Origin of the sequence: Halorubrum sp. SD683 (assembly GCF_002135045.1) — an archaeon.
Lineage (GTDB): Archaea > Halobacteriota > Halobacteria > Halobacteriales > Haloferacaceae > Halorubrum > Halorubrum ezzemoulense.
Map to the genome: position 1 here is coordinate 1 of NZ_NEWJ01000067.1, position 14,872 is coordinate 14,872.

Consider the following 14,872-nt stretch of genomic DNA (forward strand, 5'->3'; position numbering starts at 1 on the left):
CCCGGTGAGCGCGGCGTGGTTCCTGGCCGGGCTTCGGACCGGCCCGGACGACGGGTCCGGGCCTGTCGGTTCCGCGGACGCGGCCGGCGAGTTCGTCGCGGCCCACGACCCGACCGCCGACGCCGACGACCCCGGGTTCACCACGTACACTCGCGCCGGCGAGGACGAACCGGACGACCCCGCCTCAGAGGGGCCGGCGTCGGCCGGCGACGCCGCCCCGGCGGTCACGCCGCTCGGACTCTACCACCTCGTCAGCCGGACGCCCGACACCTACGAGCTGTACCTCAAGTCGGGCGACCGCGAGGAGTACACCGAGGTCTGCTACGAGCGCGAGGCGGAGCTCCTCGGCGACGTGCCCTCCGAGTACGAGGACGTGCGCTTCGAGGACTGGCTCGCCGCGCTGAAGACGGGGCGCCTGCTCGAAGACTGGGCTAACGAGGTGGACGAGGACCGGATCGCGGAGCGGTACGGCGTCGGCCCCGGCGACATCCGCGGGAAGGTCGACACCGCCGAGTGGCTCCTCCGGGCGGCCGAGACGCTCGCGCGCGACGTGGAGGGGATCGACGGCGACACCGTCGTCCAGGTGCGCGAGGCCCGCAAGCGGCTAGAGTACGGGGTCCGGGAGGAACTCCTCGACCTCGCCGGCGTCCGCAACGTCGGTCGGAAGCGCGCCCGCCGCCTCTACGAGGCAGGCATCGAGAGCCGCGCCGACCTCCGCGAGGCGGACAAGGCGGTCGTCCTCGGCGCGCTGCGGGGCCGCGAGCGAACCGCCGAGCGCATCCTGGAGAACGCCGGCCGCGAGGACCCCTCGCTCGACGGCGTCGACCCCGACAGCTCGGCCTCCGCGGCGGCGACCGCGGGCGCGGACGCCGACGCCGACGGCGACGGACAGGCCAGCCTGGGTGATTTTGGATGACCGACTCCGCGGCCGGCGGCGACGGGATGCCAGCGCCCGACCCCGGGGTCAGCCTCGTCGCCGGCACCTTCGCGATCGACGACCTCGACGCGTTTCTCGCGGACCTCGACGCGATTGCGGCCGATACCGGCGCGGTCGTCCAGGCGTTCGACGCCGACCTCGTCGTCTCCCCGACGCACCTCCGCGAGGCGGCGCGACTGGCGGCGCGGGCGATCGCTCGCGGCGAGGCCGTCGCGCGCGACCCGGGCGTCGAGGTCCTGCTGTACGCGGCCGGGCGCAGGCAGATCGACCGCGCGCTCGAACTCGGCGTCTCGGAGGGCGAGCGGCGCGCCGTCGTCCTCGTCGCGGACTTCGGTGACGTGTCCGGCGCCGACCGCCCGTCCGCGGACCTCGACGAGGCGACCGAGTCCGTTCGCGAACTCGCCGCCGACTCGCGCACCGACCCCGACGACTCCGGGCTTCCGGTCGACTTCGACAAGGAGCGGGTGCGCGAGTTCTACGGAGTCACTGATCGCGAACTCACCGCGACTACCGGCGGTCTCGCCGATGTCGTCCGCGAGCGGGTCGCCCTGCTGGACGTCGAGAAGTGACGGCGGCCGCCCGCTCATCGGTACCCCTTCGTTTCAACTGGAAACCACGAGACGTGGATGCCACTCCGTTCCACTCGAAACGAAGCCGAGAGAAGTAGTCCATCCTGGATTCGAACCAGGGTCGTTGCCCCCAGAAGGCAACAGGATTGGCCACTACCCCAATGGACTGCGCACCTACGGATAGCCAGTACGTGTTTGTAAGCGTTGCGCGTTGCGGTCGTCGTGCGATCGGTTGACAAGCATCGGCGGGCGCCGGCGGGCGTCGCTGCCCGCCCCCACTGTTGTCTCGCTGTCCTGTCCCCACTGTTGTCGTCGCCGTCCCGTCCCCACTGTTGTCGTCGCCGTCCCGTCCCCACTGTTGTCGTCGCCGCCCCGCCGTCACCGCCCCGCCGTCGCCGGCGGCAGATCATGAAGAGGGCATCTCGCCCACGGATCGCGTTCGTGCGCATATCGATGCGCTTTATGCGACTCGATACACACGAAAATGTATGTACGTCGGACGATTCGTCGTCGTCGCGCCCGGCATCGGCGGCTACCGCGTCTCTTCGCGCTCGTTCCCGAACCGCCGCGTCCGCGACCGCGGCGGGACGCTCACCGTCGGCCCGACCGCGGACGCGCCGGAGACCGACAACCCCTACGTCTCGTACAACTGCGCTCGCGCGGTCGAGACCCCGACCGAGGAGCCGCTGGCGGTCCTCGGCAACGGCTCGCACGTCGACCCGATCGCGGAGAAACTGGAGCGCGGGTACCCCGCGCGCGACGCGCTCGCCTCCGCGCTGCTCGCGCTCGACTACGAGAAGGACGACTACGACACGCCTCGCGTCGCCGGCGTGGTCGGCGCTGAGTCGGCGACGATCGGAACTGTCCGCCGCGACGCGCTCCTCGTCGAGGCCGTCGAGGAGCCGACCGTCGTCGCGACCTACGAGACGGACTCTCCCGAGCCGTACGACCTGACCGCGACCGACGCCGAGCCCGTCGCGACCGAACTGCTCGGCGCCGACCTCGAACACCCGGTCTGCGCCGCGGGCGCGACCGTCGACGCAGACGGCGTCTCGCTCGCGTTCGACAACGGCGGCGACTGAGCGACGGACGACTGGGCGCTGCCCACGGCGCGGACTCGGCGTCGGCGTCGCTCGCGCCGCCGCCCGGCTTTCCGTCTCCTGACGCTCGCCTTTCCGGCCCCCGACACGCGGCCTTCCGCCTGTCGATCCTCGCCTTTCCGCCTCCCGACGCCTTTTGCCTCCCCCGTCCGACCCACACCCATGGAGCCGATCACCGCGGCCGACTACCACGACATCGCGGTCCCGTCCGACCCCCGGATCTCGCCGGGCGGCGACCGCGTCGCCTTCGTGCGCCGACAGCCGAACGACGACGACAGCTACGAGACGACGGTGTACCTCGTCGACGCAGCGGGCGAGGGCGAGCCGCGCCGCCTCACCCTCGCCGAGGGCGCCGACGCCGAGCCGCGCTGGAGTCCCTCGGGGGACCGCATCGCGTTCACCTCCACCCGCGGCGCGGCCGACGACCCCCAGCAGCTGTGGGTCCTCCCGCTCGACGGCGGCGAGGCCCGTCGCGTCACCGACGTGGTCGGCGGCGTCTCGTCGATCGCGTGGTCGCCCGACGGCGAGCGGATCGCCTTCGTCCAGTCCGTGACCGCCGACGACCGCGAGACCGACCGCGACCTCGCGGTGCCGGACGACTACGAGCCCGAGGACCACCCCGACCCGCGCGTCATCGACCGGACCGTCTACCGCGCCGCCGAGCGTCACTTCGACGGCCGACGCCCCGGCGTGTACGTCGTCGACGCCGACGCGACGGTCGGCGGCGTCACCGACCCCGACCCGGCCGAGTCCGGCGCGGTCGACCGAGTCACGGACCGGGAGGCCGACTTCGCCGCGCCGTCGTGGGGCGACGCCGACACGCTGTACTACACCGAGGCGGTCGGCGACGACCCCGACGACTCCGTCGAGATCGCGATCCACGCCCACGACCTCGACGCGGGCGAGGCCGAGCGCGTCCACACCACGACCGGGTGGGGCGCCGACCTCGCGGCGACCACGGACGGCCGCGTCGCGTTCACGCATGCGGAGCCGAAGCAGGTGTCGATGCAGCCGACGGACCTCCGCGTCCTCGACGTCGAGTCGGGCTCGGTCACCGACCTCACCGGCGGTGTCGACCGGGGCCTCGGCCGCGGGACGACCCCGCAGTGGGGGCCGGCCGACGAGACGCTGTACTTCGCGACGCCCGACGAGGGGCAGACGGCGCTGTGGCGGGTCCCCGCAGACGGGAGCGAGACGCCCGAGCGCCTGCTCCGGCCGGGGACCGTCTCGGGCGCGACCGTCGGGGGCGACGCCGACGCGGGTCCCGAGTCGGTCACCGTCGCGTTCGCCGCCAGCGAGTGGGACCACCCGGGCGACGCGTTCGCCTACGACGCCGCGGCCGACGAGACGACCCGCCTGACCGACCTGAACGCCGACTACCTCGACGAGCGCGCGGTCGGCGAGCCCGAGGAGCTTCGCTTCGAGTCCGACGGCGTCGAGATCCAGGGGTGGTTGCTGACCCCGCCGGCCGAGGCCGGTGACGCCGAGTCCGCCGACGCGGACGGTCAGTACCCGCTCGCGGTCGAGATCCACGGCGGCCCGCACGCGATGTGGTCGACCGCCGGAACGATGTGGCACGAGTTCCAGACGCTCGCGGCCCGCGGCTACGCCGTCTTCTGGTCGAACCCCCGCGGCTCGACCGGCTACGGCGAGGCGTTCACGCAAGCAATCGAGCGCGACTGGGGCGCGATCACGCTCCGCGACGTGATGGCGGGCGTCGAGACGGTCGCCGACCGCCCCCAGATCGACGACTCGAACGCGTTCGTCACCGGCGGCTCCTTCGGCGGGTTCATGACCGCGTGGGCGGTCGGGCAGACGGACTACTTCCGCGCGGCCGTCTCCCAGCGTGGCGTCTACGACCTCACCGGCTTCTACGGGTCGACCGACGCGGCGTACAAGCTCGTCGAGGGCGACTTCGACACGGTGCCCTCGGCGGAGCCGGAGTGGCTCTGGGAGCAGTCGCCGACGGGCCACGCCGACGCGGTCGACACCCCGACCCTGCTGATTCACTCCGAGGACGACACCCGGACGCCGATCTGTACGGCGGAGCTGTACCACCGGCTCTTACGGAAGAACGGCGTCGACACCCGATTCGTCAGGTACCCCCGCGAGGGCCACGAGCTCTCGCGGTCCGGCGAGCCCGCGCACGTCGTCGACCGCATCGAGCGGATCGCCCGCTGGTTCGACGGCTACTCCGAGCACCACGACGCCGAGCGCGCGCTCGACCGCCCTGAGGACGACGGGCTGAGCGCCGGAGAAGAGCCGGAGGACTCGGCGGAGTCCGAGACGTAGTCGCCGCGAGCGACGCGATCAGCTCTCGTCCGGCTCGAACCCGTCGATGGCGTCGTGGACGTCGGCCACCCACTCGTCGAGGGCGTCGTGGAGCCGGCGCTTGGCCTCCGGCACGGGCGTCGCGGTGTACTGGTAGACGTAGCCGCCGGAGTCGAGCAGGCGGCGGCGGCGCTCGACGAGCCCCTTCTCGCGGAGCGTCGACAGCGAACGGTTCACGTTCGAGCGGTCCCGGTCGAGCGCGTCGGCGAGCTCCGACACGGTGCTGCCCGGGTACTCCAGCAGCGCGAGGTACGCGCGGCTCTCGTGGTCGCGCACGCCGAAGACACAAGAGAGGACGTGTTCGAAGGAGGGAGAGCCGTCGCCGACGAGGTCCTCGATTTCGGGGTCGCTCATGCGGGCCGATTCGTGCGCGGCGAGGTTAAATGCCGGTTTCTCTGACTCGGGGTGGTCACTCCTTGGCGGCGTACCCCATCTGGTTGATACAGCCGCGCATCCCTGACTCGTCGGCGTGCCGGTGGAGGTTCGTCGGCGTGTCGCAGTGGTACGTCTCCCCGTCGTATCGGAGGGCGACCTCGTGGTTGGCGCCCGCGACCTCGACGTCGACGAGGATCCGCTGCCCGTCGTTGAGCGCGTCGATGAGTTCGTCCACGGACAGCTCGCCCGCCTCGACTCGGAGTACCTCGCTCATGGGCTCGATTCAGCGGTGAGCGAGTTAAAGACGACCGATGTGGCTCCGCGTTCGCGGCCGCCCGACACGCTCCGCCTCACGTCGTCGTCGAGTCCGGCCCGCCCTCCTCGGCGGGCGGCTCGACGCCCTCGGCGGCCGCGACCTCGTCGGTCCGCTTCTCGGTCTCGACGTGCCAGCGGTCGATTTCGGACTCGTACTCGTCGAGGACCGCCGACACCTCCGATTTCAGCTCGTCGTCGTTGACGTTCACCTCGAAGACGAACGTCTCGCCGTCCTCGGCTCGGGCGACCTCCTGGATGTTGGCGCTGACGAGATCGTTGTCGAAGTAGTACGGCGCCACTTGAGTCATCACGTTCCGGTAGACGGCGTCTTCCACCTTCCGGATCGCCTTCCGACCGGCCGAGTCGGCCGCCCGGGCGACGTGTCCGATCGACTCGCCCCAGCTTTCGCGGGCGCTCTCGGTGTCGTTCTCCTCGACCTTCTCGTAGGACTCGGTGAGCTTCTCGCCGGCCGTCTGGAGGTCGTCGCCCGGCGATTTTCCCGCGCGCTCGCCCTCTCCCTCGTCGACGGACGCCTGCGCCGCGGTCTTCTCCGAGACGTCCTCGTCGATGCGCTCGTGGGTCTTGGGACGCCACTCGTCGAACTCGTAGTAGGCGTCGCTGTCGACGCCCACCTCCCGGAGCGCCAAGGCGATCCGCTCGCCGTGTTCGACGACGTCGCCCCAGTCCCCGCGCACCTTGAAGCCGGAGATGCTCTCTTCCATCGGTTGCCCTCATTACGGAACGGAGGGGTATAAGTCTCTCCGAACTGACGGGACTCGGCCGCTCGGTTCGCCGGCCGGAACCGCTACGGCGCGCGCCTCCTCGGCCGGGACCGCTGCGACGCTCACCTGCCGTACGCGATCCGGCGCGCGACCGCGTCGAGCCGCTCTTTAACTTCGCCGAGGTAGCCGGCCGGCGACGCGCGCCGGACGGCGGACTCGTCGACTTCGATACGCTCGCCGCGGAACGGGTCGCGCTCGGCGCGCTCCTCGGGGGACTGGTCTCTCGCCACCGCCCCCACGACCGTCGACATCGAGCAGCGGCCGCAGGCCTCCGCCTCGACCGCGCCGTCCGCCTCGTCTCCTTCGTCTGTCATGGTCTCTCACATCACACGACGTGGTCCTCCCGGTTAAAACTCCGCCTCGGGAAAACGACGCCTCGGGGGCGCTCGCGCCCGCTCCGCTCCCGACGCCCTTTTCACTCGCTCCGTGGAATGCGTTCACATGGGATATCGTGTCGTCGACGTCGACTCGGTCGACCCGGAGCCGGACCGGCCGTGCGAGTGTCGAAAGCTGTCCGATTCTGGAGGGCTCGACGCCGCGGCGATCAACCGATTCAGGGCCGCCCCCGGCGAGCAGCTCCCGCTGGCGTACCACTACCACGAGACCCAACAGGAGGCGTTCTACGTGCTCGACGGCACCCTCGCGATCGAGACCCCCGACGAGACATACGAGGTGCCCGCGGACGACCTGTTCGTCGTCGACCCGGAGAGCCCCCAACGGGCGTACAACCCGGCCGACGCCGACGCTCCCGTCACCGTGCTGGCGATCGGTGCGCCCCCGGCCGACGGCGACGCGGTCGCGTACGAGCCCGCCGATGAGTGAGCGTGCCGAGCCGGAGGCGGACGGCGAGGGGGGTGCCGACGCCGCGGACCCGGCGGGGGCCGACGACCGCCGCGCCCCCGAGGAGCTGCCGGCGGAGATCCGCGAGGCCGTCCCCGAGTACGACGACGAGTACCTCGACCGCGTCTCCGACCGGCTGATGTACAGCTACGACCTCGACCGCGACGCCGTCGTCGACGGCGAGCGCTTCGAGATGACCGCCGAGATGCGGGTACGCAATCAGAAGCAGTTCCTCCACCCGGCGCTGAGCTACGCGGACCACGACATGCGGGAGTACGTGTACGTCCGCCGGGTGTCGACCCCGAGCGTCGGGGAGCTAGAGCGACTGGTCGAGTTCGCTCACGACGTCGCCGACGAGCGCGTCGAGGGCCACGAGGAGCACTACGGCACGGACGTCACCGTCGTCGTCGTCGCCGACCGTATCCCGGACGACGTCGCCGACTTCGTCGCCGGGTTCAGCGACCGCACGCTGCTGAAGTTCGGCTACTACGGCCACTACGAGGTGAACCTCGTCGCGGTCGCGCCCGACCGCGAGGCACTCGTCGCCAGCGAGAACGCTGACACCGCGGCCGCGTTCCGGCTGTGGGAACGGGTCGACTCGCCGGACGAAGGGTTCTTCTCGCGGTTCGCGAAGCGCTTCTGGCGCTGACCGTCGCCGGTCGTTCGGAAAAAAACCGCGCCGAACCGGGCCGATCTCAGTCAGTCGTCGCTCGGTTCTGCGGCCGCTCCGCTGTCGCTCCGCACGGTCGTGATGTTGTCGTAGCCGATCCGCACCAGCGACAGGGCCAGGTAGATGAGGACGAACGCGAGCCCCATCTGGACCACCGCCGATATCTGGCCGCTGAGTCCGGCCACGTTACCGAGGATGAGCTTCTGATAGAGGTTGTCCCACAGCGCCACCCACGACAGCCCGAGAACGGTGATCGTCACCATGATCGTCATCGGGACGCCGGTGGAGGCGAGCTGCTTGGACTCGTCCCAGTTCGCGAGCCAGACCGTGCCGGCGAGCAGCGCCAGCGCCGCGAGAAGCTGGTTCGCGCCACCGAACAGCGCCCACAGCGTCACCCACTCGCCGGAGATGACGAGCAGGTACGCGACGAGCGACTGGACGGCCGGATTCGTGTACCGGCCCTTGGCGATGCTCCCGAGGTCGGCGGAGAAGCCCGTCGTCGTCCCGCTCCCGGTCGTTCCGACGATCTCTTCCATCATGTACCGACCGAGCCGCGCCGCGGTGTCGGTCGAGGTGAGTAGGAAGCTCACCAACACGAGCGCCATGAACGGCGCGCCGACGCCCTGCGGGATCCCGAGGCTGGTGAGGATGATCCCCCCGCCGGTCGCGAAGTTCGGCAGCGCGCCGCCGATGCCGCCGCCCGCGGCCGCCGTGGTCGCCCCGGCCACCGCGAGCGTCGAGATGGCGACCGACGCGAGCAGCCCCTCACCGAGCATCCCGCCGTAGCCGATGAGGCGAGCGTCGCTCTCCTTGTTCAGCTGTTTTGCCGTCGTCCCGGAGGACACCAGCGAGTGGAACCCGCTGATGGTTCCGCAGGCGATTGTCACGAACAACAGCGGGAAAAGCGGCGTGATACCCCGGGTATCGACGGCCAATTCGCTACCGAAGAAGCCCATGTACGCGCCGATGGAGGGATCGACGGTCAGCGGCTGGGCCGAGGTGCCGAGCAGCGTTCCGACGATAATCGCGAGCAGCGCGCCGCCGACTCCCGAGTAGAGGAGGAACGACGACAGGTAGTCGCGGGGCTGAAGCAGCACCCACACCGGGAGCGCGCTCGCCAGTGTCGCGTAGACGAGGATGACCGGCACCCACGCGGCGACGTTCGGCTGGAGGATGGCGTCCGCACTCATCACCGCTCCGGGCAGCCACCCGCCGTTACCGAGGAACTCGAAGAGCACGATGGTCCCCTGGGGGAACGCCCCGGACTCCACCGCCGGGAACAGCGCGATCGGGTACTGGATACCGAGCCAGACGCCCGCGAACACGCCCGCGACGAACACCACCGTCCCCGGGAGGAACGGGCCGTCGAGCTGGTACAGGTAGACGCCGAACAGGAACGCCAGCGCGATGTACACGAGGCTCGCGGTCGCGGCCGAGGGGAACGCGTTCAACACGATCCCGACGACCAAGGCGAACACCGCCACCACGAGGATGATGGTGAGGAACGCGAACCACAGCAGCATGTCCTTGCCGCGTTCGCCGACGTACTCGCCGATGATGTAGCCGATCGACTTCCCCTCGTGTCGCATCGACCCGGACAGCGAGATGAAGTCGTGGACCGCTCCCATCAGCGGATTGCCGATGGCGACCCACAACAGCGCCGGCACCCAGCCCCAGATGGCTCCGGCGGTGATCGGACCGACGATCGGCGCGCCGCCCGCGATACTTGAGAAGTGATGCCCCAACAGAACCGGCTTCTTCGCCGGTACGTACTCTTGGCCGTCCTCGTACTTGTGTGCCGGCGTCTCCCGCTCGTCGTCGAGATCGACGAAACGAGAGAGGTACCGCGAGTACCCCACGTATCCCACGGTGAACGTACTGAGCACGGCGACGACGATCCAAATTATACTTGTCATAAGGTCCCTGCCTCGTGGTATCGATTCACTATGTCGAACTTAAACGTTATCTTCGTTCATGACGATCGACGACTCCCCCGGATCGAGTAACGCTACTCACCGTCGAAACGAAGTTAATTTCTCTGACTAATAGGTAAAATCTGCCCAGATCGCCCGTCGACCCACCTCGCGCGCACCCGGACGGACCGCAGTCGCCGCGCGCGATCGAGTAGGATCGCCGCGCGCGCTCTCCCAGCTCGCGGCCGCGCGCTCGACTCCGACGGATCTACGGCTCCACGTCGAGCGACGCGGCCACGTCGGCGAGCACGTCCCCCCGGACCTCCGTCGTGCGCGACTCGATCTCGGCGACGAGCGGCGGGTCGAACCCCTCGCGGACCTGCGCGAGCCGCTCGCGCTCGGTCTCGACCTTCTCGCGGAGGTAGCGCGCTCCGCGCCCCTGCTCTTCCTCGTCAGGGGACGGCGTGAGCTTGTTCGCCACCAGCCCGCGGACCCGCAGGTCTCGCTCGGTGAACGCCTCGATGGCCCGTTCCGTCTCGTTGACCGAGAGCTGGTCGGGGTTCAACACGAGGAAGAAGGCGGCGTCCGTGCGCATCGTCTCGCCGGCGTACTCGAAGAACTCCTTGCGCTCGTTGAGCCGCTCGATCACGGGGTCGCCCTCCAGCAGGCGCCGGGGCTCCATGTCCCCGATCGCCGCCTTCTCGAACAGGTCGATCGACTGTTCGCGCTTGTACAGCAGCCGGTCGATCCAGTCGCCGAGGAACTCAGGGAGCCCGAGCAGCCGGAGTGTCGACCCGGTCGGGGCGGTGTCGAACACGACCCGGTCGTACGGCTCGCTCTCCGTGCGCATCACGTCGACGAACGCGTCGAACAGCGCCGACTCGTACGCGCCCGGCGTCCCGTGGGACATCTCCAGCTGGCGGTTGATCTCCGAGACCATCGCGGCCGACACCTGCTCCGAGAGCGCCTCGCGGATCTCCGTTAGGTGCCGCTGCATCTCGTCTTCCGGGTCGATCTCCATCGCGTCGAGCCCGTCGACGTCCGCGACCGACTCGGGCTCGTCGCCGAACCGCTGGTCGAACACGTCCGACACCGAGTGGGCCGGGTCGGTCGAGACGACGAGCGTCCGGAGACCGTCTCGCGCGCAGCGGTGGGCGTACGCGCACGAGACCGTGGTCTTGCCGACGCCGCCCTTGCCGCCGAAGAAGACGAACTGCTCCATCAGTCGCGGCGTGAGTGTCGTCCGGTCATCAGAAGTGGTACTGCTGCCCCTTCCGCTCTAGCAGCGTCTCGCGGTCCCACAGTCGCCGCTCCCACGCCTCGAACTCGTCTTCGAGGTACGGGAGCAGCTCGGCGGTGTAGTACGACACCGGCGACGGGATCCCGAACGCGTCCGGGAAACACGCCAGCATGAATTCGTCTTCGGCGTCCTCGGCCTCCTTCTCGATCTTCTCGTAGGCCGGGTGCGTGATCATCCCGTGGTACAGGCCCCGGACCCACTCCTCGAGGACCGCCCGGAACCGCTCGATCCGGTCTGCTACTGTCATCATTCCTCATGACACTCTTCCCCTGTTAAAACCTGTCGCGGTCCGGGCCGCCGAAGGGCGGACCGCGGCCGGATCGGCCTCGGCGGTCGCGGCGTCAGGCGGCGTTCCCGTCCGGAAGTTCGCCCGACGCCTCGTCGCTGTCGTCGCCGTCGTCGTCCAGTTCCGGGTGGTCCTCGCTACCGGGGCTCGGCGTGTGGATGTCGCTGTCGAGCGATCCCCAGACGAGATACAGCATCGCGGCGACCATCAGCACCGTCACCGAGACGCTGACGAGCGACACGGCGGAGGCGGACAGAACCATATCGCGAGTACGACGACCGCGGCGTATCAACGTATCGGCTCGGACCGGTCCGCGTCGGTCTCACCCCCCGGGCCGGCCCCGCGCGCCGCCCGGTTTTCGCCCCGCCGCCCGAGTTTCCGTGTGTCGGCCGGGGGTTCAAGAGCGTCGTGTCCGATCCGCCCGTATGGACGACCGCATCCCGGTGACCGTGCTCTCGGGGGGACTCGGCGCGGGTAAGACGACGCTTCTGAACCACCTGCTCCGGAACGCCGGCGACCGCGACATCGCGGTCCTCGTCAACGACATGGGGGACGTGAACGTCGACGCGGACCTGATCGCCGAGGAGTCCGAGGTCGATGTCGAGGGCGTCACGGAGCTGTCGAACGGCTGTATCTGCTGTGAGCTTCAGGACGACCTCGAAAGCGCCGTGGTGCGGCTCGCGAACGAGCGCTCCTTCGACGCCCTGGTCGTCGAGTCTTCGGGCATCTCGGAGCCCGCGCCGGTCGCGCGGCTGTTCACGACCGAGTCGCGCGCGGCGGCCCGGTACCGGGTCGACGCGCTGGTGACCGTGATCGACACGCGGCAGTTCCTCGACGCGTTCGCGGGCGACGAGACGCCGGAGCGGCGCGTCGTTCCCGACGCCGGCGCCGGGGCCGCGACCGGCGACGAGGACGACGCCGACCGGCCGCTCTCGGACCTCCTCGTCGAGCAGGTCGAGGTATCGAACCTCGTGGTGTGTAACAAGGCGGACCTCTGTACCGACGCGGAAATCGACGAGGCGGTCGACCTCGTGGGCGCGCTCCAGCCCGACGCGGAGACGGTCGTCACGGAGTTCTCCGCGGTCGACCCGGACCGGATCCTCGGCGTCGGGCTGTTCGACGAGCGGGAACTCGGCGAACTCCCCGGCTGGAAGCGCGCGCTCGCCGAGGTCGACGACGCCGACGCCGATAGCGGGACGGACGACGACCACGCTCACGACGGCGACCACGGCCGCGACGGCGACCACGCCCACGACCACCGCCACCCCGACGAGGTGTACGGCGTCACCTCATTCACCTACCGCCGCCGGCGGCCGTTCCACCCGGACCGACTCGCCGCTCTCCTCCGAGACCTCCCCGCCGACGTGGTCCGCTCGAAGGGGACGCTGTGGGTCGCAGGCACCGACCAGCGCCAGCAGGTCGGGCAGGCGGGTCGGTCGGTCCGCGTCGAGGCGCTCGGCCCGTGGATCGCGAGCCTGCCGTCGGTCGAGCGCGATATGCTCCGCTCGAACCGCCCGAAGCTAGAGTGGGACGACGACCACGGCGACCGCCGGACCGAGTTCGTCGTCATCGGCACGGGAGTCGACGAGGCACCGCTCGTCGACCGGCTCGATGACGCGCTTCTGACCGACGACGAACTCGCGGAGCTCGGCGACCCGGGGATCGGTGACGACCCGGCCGACGTCGGCCCAGCCCCGTTCCCGAGCGAGCAGGGCGCCGAGGTCGCGCTCCGGGAGCCGTAACCTCTCGACGCGACCGGCGGTCGGCGATCAGCAGGCGCAGTCGCCCCCGGTCGCGCGGGCGAACCGCATCGGGTCGCCGCAGTCGGGACACGTCGGCGTCCCCTCCGCGTCGCGGTCGAGCCCCTCGTCGTCGACGTCGACGTCGCGGACGCGGACGCCGCAGTCGTCGCACCAGTACGCCCCCTCGGAGCCGTCGTCGCCGGCGGCCCCGGGCGCCGTCCCCGTCGACCCCGCCAGCGCGTCGGTTACCGTCTCGAAGATGCCCATATCGTAATGATCCGCATCGATCATCTTAGTCCCCCGGTGTCGTGTAACCGATTCGCACAGCCGACCCGCGGAGGCCGCCCCGCGCTCGGCGCCCCGTCACAGCAGCGGCAGCGTGAGCGCAAGGAACGCGATCCCCAGCACGACCCCGGCGTACAACAGCCGTTCGAACCGGAGGTCGGCCGGGAGCGCCCCGGCACCGACCGGAGGCGCGGACCGGACGAGCTGTCGGTACGCGACGATGGTCACTCCGACGAACCCGAGCGCCGAGAGGGCAAGCGCGGCCGAAAGCGACAGCCCGTAGGCGAGGCCGTACAGCGGCCCGAACGAGAAGACCAGCGCGAACGCGAGCCCCGTCGTCACGAGGAAGGGGATCGGATCGATGGGGTCCCCGCGTCGGTTGCGGAGGCGGACCGGGCCGACCATGAGGGCCGTACGGCCCGAACGGACAAGAGCTAAGTGGCGCACAGCCGCGAATCCGCGTATGAGTGCCGAGGAGCGCACGGACGAGGGAGGCGACGAGGCCGGGATCCGCGAGGGCGTCGAGCGCTCCTCAGGCGATCCCAAGGTGCTGCTCGCGATGAACGCCGTGCTCTCGGCGTGGTTCGCCTGGATGATCGTCTGGGGGCTCGACTTCGTCGGGACGGCGACGCTGTCGCTCCGGAACGTCGCGACCCTCGCCGTGATCCTCTTCGCGGTGACGTACGTCGTCGCGCTCCGCTAGGTGCGGTCGCCGGAGGGGGCTGCCCTCCGGTCGCGGTCCGGCGAGCGCTCGATTCGCCACGTTTTAAGACCGTTCCGGGCGCGGTTCCGTATAATGACGATCGAAGACCGCGACGACGCGTACCTCATCACGCACGCGCTGGCGACGGACACCCTCTCGCGGCTGCGCGACGCCGAGACGGAACAGGTGGCGTTCCGGAAGGGGCTGGTGAAGCTCGGGCGGATCTGCGGCTACGAGATCATCGACGGCGCGATGGAGACGGAGTACGTCCCCGTCGAGACCCCGCTCGCGGAGACGACCGGCGAGCGCGTGAAAGGACTCGACGACGTGGTGATCATCAACGTCCTCCGGGCCGCGACCCCCTTCGTCGAGGGGCTGTTGAAGGCGTTCCCCCGCGCGAAGCAGGGCGTCATCTCCGCCGGTCGCGACGAGGCGGCCGGGATGACCGACGACGGCGAGTTCCCGATCACCATCGACTACGTGAAGCTCCCCGAGATCCGCCCGGAGGACACCGTCATCGTCGCGGACCCGATGCTCGCGACGGGATCGACGATGACCGCCGTCCTCGACCACGTCCTCGACGAGGCCGACGACTTCGAGGACCTGTTCGTGCTCTCCGCGGTCTCCGCGCCCGCCGGCCTCGTCCGCGTGAGCGAGGCCGTCCCGGAGGCGGACCTGCTGACGGTCGCCATCGACGATCACCTAGACGACGACGGGTTCATCG

Annotated in this window: 19 protein-coding genes and 1 tRNA gene; 9 read left to right on the top strand and 11 right to left on the bottom strand. The window is 70.2% G+C overall.

The genetic code is table 11. From position 1 onward, the window contains the following. Positions 1 to 916 (top strand): helix-hairpin-helix domain-containing protein (locus tag B9G49_RS13255; RefSeq protein WP_233125217.1); only part of this gene is annotated, 916 nt, incomplete at its 5' end. Next, complete coding sequence (gene cgi121 / locus B9G49_RS13260) at positions 913 to 1,506, top strand: KEOPS complex subunit Cgi121 (protein WP_086216687.1); 594 nt, start codon at positions 913 to 915, stop codon at positions 1,504 to 1,506. The genes B9G49_RS13255 and cgi121, both read left to right, overlap by 4 nt. 95 nt (positions 1,507 to 1,601) lie before the next feature. Here the strand turns inward: cgi121 and B9G49_RS13265 are convergent. Next, positions 1,602 to 1,674 (bottom strand) — tRNA-Gln (locus B9G49_RS13265). A gap of 320 nt (positions 1,675 to 1,994) precedes the next feature. On the opposite strand from B9G49_RS13265, the gene B9G49_RS13270 reads away from it, so the two are divergent. Both B9G49_RS13270 and B9G49_RS13275 read left to right on the top strand, forming a co-directional pair. Next, complete coding sequence (locus B9G49_RS13270; protein ID WP_086216688.1) at positions 1,995 to 2,588, top strand: IMP cyclohydrolase; 594 nt, start codon at positions 1,995 to 1,997, stop codon at positions 2,586 to 2,588. Between the two features lie 180 nt (positions 2,589 to 2,768). Next, positions 2,769 to 4,898 (top strand): S9 family peptidase, encoded by a 2,130-nt coding sequence (locus B9G49_RS13275; RefSeq protein WP_086216689.1) that lies wholly within the window; start codon positions 2,769 to 2,771, stop codon positions 4,896 to 4,898. Between the two features lie 18 nt (positions 4,899 to 4,916). Here B9G49_RS13275 and B9G49_RS13280 read toward each other — a convergent pair whose 3' ends face one another. The 4 genes from B9G49_RS13280 to B9G49_RS13295 all read right to left on the bottom strand — a co-directional run bounded on the left by B9G49_RS13280 (position 4,917) and on the right by B9G49_RS13295 (position 6,723). Further along, positions 4,917 to 5,291, bottom strand: a complete 375-nt coding sequence (locus tag B9G49_RS13280; RefSeq protein WP_049931986.1) for a helix-turn-helix domain-containing protein — start codon at positions 5,289 to 5,291, stop codon at positions 4,917 to 4,919. 55 nt (positions 5,292 to 5,346) lie between these two features. Further along, on the bottom strand, positions 5,347 to 5,586 hold the full coding sequence (locus tag B9G49_RS13285) for a hypothetical protein (RefSeq protein WP_086216690.1): 240 nt from the start codon (positions 5,584 to 5,586) through the stop codon (positions 5,347 to 5,349). A gap of 76 nt (positions 5,587 to 5,662) precedes the next feature. Continuing rightward, positions 5,663 to 6,349, bottom strand: coding sequence for a DUF5828 family protein (locus B9G49_RS13290; RefSeq protein ID WP_086216691.1), 687 nt, complete (start codon positions 6,347 to 6,349; stop codon positions 5,663 to 5,665). A 122-nt stretch (positions 6,350 to 6,471) separates the two neighbouring features. Then, positions 6,472 to 6,723, bottom strand: a complete 252-nt coding sequence (locus tag B9G49_RS13295; protein ID WP_049931991.1) for a hypothetical protein — start codon at positions 6,721 to 6,723, stop codon at positions 6,472 to 6,474. A gap of 127 nt (positions 6,724 to 6,850) precedes the next feature. Between B9G49_RS13295 and B9G49_RS13300 the strand changes: the two genes are divergently transcribed. Together B9G49_RS13300 and B9G49_RS13305 are read left to right on the top strand one after the other, a co-directional pair. Next, entirely contained in the window at positions 6,851 to 7,231 is a 381-nt protein-coding gene (locus B9G49_RS13300; RefSeq protein ID WP_049931992.1) for a cupin domain-containing protein, read from the top strand. After that, positions 7,224 to 7,898, top strand: a complete 675-nt coding sequence (locus B9G49_RS13305; protein WP_049931993.1) for a hypothetical protein — start codon at positions 7,224 to 7,226, stop codon at positions 7,896 to 7,898. The genes B9G49_RS13300 and B9G49_RS13305 overlap by 8 nt, the downstream gene beginning before the upstream one ends. 50 nt (positions 7,899 to 7,948) lie before the next feature. Here B9G49_RS13305 and B9G49_RS13310 read toward each other — a convergent pair whose 3' ends face one another. From B9G49_RS13310 to B9G49_RS13325, 4 genes are all read right to left on the bottom strand, one after another. After that, positions 7,949 to 9,835 (bottom strand): carbon starvation protein A, encoded by a 1,887-nt coding sequence (locus B9G49_RS13310; protein ID WP_049931995.1) that lies wholly within the window; start codon positions 9,833 to 9,835, stop codon positions 7,949 to 7,951. Positions 9,836 to 10,100: 265 nt separating this feature from the next. Then, positions 10,101 to 11,054 carry a TRC40/GET3/ArsA family transport-energizing ATPase gene (locus tag B9G49_RS13315; protein ID WP_086216692.1) on the bottom strand — a complete coding sequence of 318 codons (954 nt, stop codon included), beginning with the start codon at positions 11,052 to 11,054 and terminating at the stop codon, positions 10,101 to 10,103. Positions 11,055 to 11,082: 28 nt separating this feature from the next. After that, positions 11,083 to 11,379 carry a hypothetical protein gene (locus B9G49_RS13320; protein ID WP_049932143.1) on the bottom strand — a complete coding sequence of 99 codons (297 nt, stop codon included), beginning with the start codon at positions 11,377 to 11,379 and terminating at the stop codon, positions 11,083 to 11,085. 94 nt (positions 11,380 to 11,473) lie between these two features. After that, the gene (locus B9G49_RS13325; RefSeq protein WP_086216693.1) at positions 11,474 to 11,680 is read right to left on the bottom strand and encodes a hypothetical protein; all 207 of its coding nucleotides are present in this window, start codon (positions 11,678 to 11,680) and stop codon (positions 11,474 to 11,476) included. Between the two features lie 163 nt (positions 11,681 to 11,843). Between B9G49_RS13325 and B9G49_RS13330 the strand changes: the two genes are divergently transcribed. Further along, a complete protein-coding gene (locus B9G49_RS13330) occupies positions 11,844 to 13,160 on the top strand; it encodes a GTP-binding protein (RefSeq protein ID WP_086216694.1) in 1,317 nt (438 codons plus the stop codon). Between the two features lie 27 nt (positions 13,161 to 13,187). Here the strand turns inward: B9G49_RS13330 and B9G49_RS13335 are convergent, their stop codons facing one another. Together B9G49_RS13335 and B9G49_RS13340 are read right to left on the bottom strand one after the other, a co-directional pair. Further along, the gene (locus tag B9G49_RS13335; RefSeq protein ID WP_049932002.1) at positions 13,188 to 13,427 is read right to left on the bottom strand and encodes a hypothetical protein; all 240 of its coding nucleotides are present in this window, start codon (positions 13,425 to 13,427) and stop codon (positions 13,188 to 13,190) included. 96 nt (positions 13,428 to 13,523) lie between these two features. Then, on the bottom strand, positions 13,524 to 13,850 hold the full coding sequence (locus B9G49_RS13340) for a hypothetical protein (RefSeq protein ID WP_086216695.1): 327 nt from the start codon (positions 13,848 to 13,850) through the stop codon (positions 13,524 to 13,526). Positions 13,851 to 13,908: 58 nt separating this feature from the next. Between B9G49_RS13340 and B9G49_RS13345 the strand changes: the two genes are divergently transcribed. Together B9G49_RS13345 and upp are read left to right on the top strand one after the other, a co-directional pair. Continuing rightward, entirely contained in the window at positions 13,909 to 14,148 is a 240-nt protein-coding gene (locus B9G49_RS13345; RefSeq protein WP_086216696.1) for a hypothetical protein, read from the top strand. A 93-nt stretch (positions 14,149 to 14,241) separates the two neighbouring features. After that, positions 14,242 to 14,872 (top strand): uracil phosphoribosyltransferase (upp, locus tag B9G49_RS13350; RefSeq protein WP_086216697.1); only part of this gene is annotated, 631 nt, incomplete at its 3' end.

Bases quoted from the DNA above. Each gene is read 5' to 3' on its own strand.
- B9G49_RS13270 (WP_086216688.1), top strand. From the start codon at position 1,995: ATGTACGTCGGACGATTCGTCGTCGTCGCGCCCGGCATCGGCGGCTAC.
- B9G49_RS13290 (WP_086216691.1), bottom strand. From the start codon at position 6,349: ATGGAAGAGAGCATCTCCGGCTTCAAGGTGCGCGGGGACTGGGGCGAC.
- B9G49_RS13335 (WP_049932002.1), bottom strand. From the start codon at position 13,427: ATGGGCATCTTCGAGACGGTAACCGACGCGCTGGCGGGGTCGACGGGG.
- B9G49_RS13315 (WP_086216692.1), bottom strand. From the start codon at position 11,054: ATGGAGCAGTTCGTCTTCTTCGGCGGCAAGGGCGGCGTCGGCAAGACC.
- B9G49_RS13320 (WP_049932143.1), bottom strand. From the start codon at position 11,379: ATGACAGTAGCAGACCGGATCGAGCGGTTCCGGGCGGTCCTCGAGGAG.
- cgi121 (WP_086216687.1), top strand. From the start codon at position 913: ATGACCGACTCCGCGGCCGGCGGCGACGGGATGCCAGCGCCCGACCCC.
- B9G49_RS13295 (WP_049931991.1), bottom strand. From the start codon at position 6,723: ATGACAGACGAAGGAGACGAGGCGGACGGCGCGGTCGAGGCGGAGGCC.
- B9G49_RS13330 (WP_086216694.1), top strand. From the start codon at position 11,844: ATGGACGACCGCATCCCGGTGACCGTGCTCTCGGGGGGACTCGGCGCG.
- B9G49_RS13310 (WP_049931995.1), bottom strand. From the start codon at position 9,835: ATGACAAGTATAATTTGGATCGTCGTCGCCGTGCTCAGTACGTTCACC.
- B9G49_RS13325 (WP_086216693.1), bottom strand. From the start codon at position 11,680: ATGGTTCTGTCCGCCTCCGCCGTGTCGCTCGTCAGCGTCTCGGTGACG.
- B9G49_RS13280 (WP_049931986.1), bottom strand. From the start codon at position 5,291: ATGAGCGACCCCGAAATCGAGGACCTCGTCGGCGACGGCTCTCCCTCC.
- B9G49_RS13275 (WP_086216689.1), top strand. From the start codon at position 2,769: ATGGAGCCGATCACCGCGGCCGACTACCACGACATCGCGGTCCCGTCC.
- B9G49_RS13285 (WP_086216690.1), bottom strand. From the start codon at position 5,586: ATGAGCGAGGTACTCCGAGTCGAGGCGGGCGAGCTGTCCGTGGACGAA.
- B9G49_RS13305 (WP_049931993.1), top strand. From the start codon at position 7,224: ATGAGTGAGCGTGCCGAGCCGGAGGCGGACGGCGAGGGGGGTGCCGAC.
- B9G49_RS13300 (WP_049931992.1), top strand. From the start codon at position 6,851: ATGGGATATCGTGTCGTCGACGTCGACTCGGTCGACCCGGAGCCGGAC.
- B9G49_RS13340 (WP_086216695.1), bottom strand. From the start codon at position 13,850: ATGGTCGGCCCGGTCCGCCTCCGCAACCGACGCGGGGACCCCATCGAT.
- B9G49_RS13345 (WP_086216696.1), top strand. From the start codon at position 13,909: ATGAGTGCCGAGGAGCGCACGGACGAGGGAGGCGACGAGGCCGGGATC.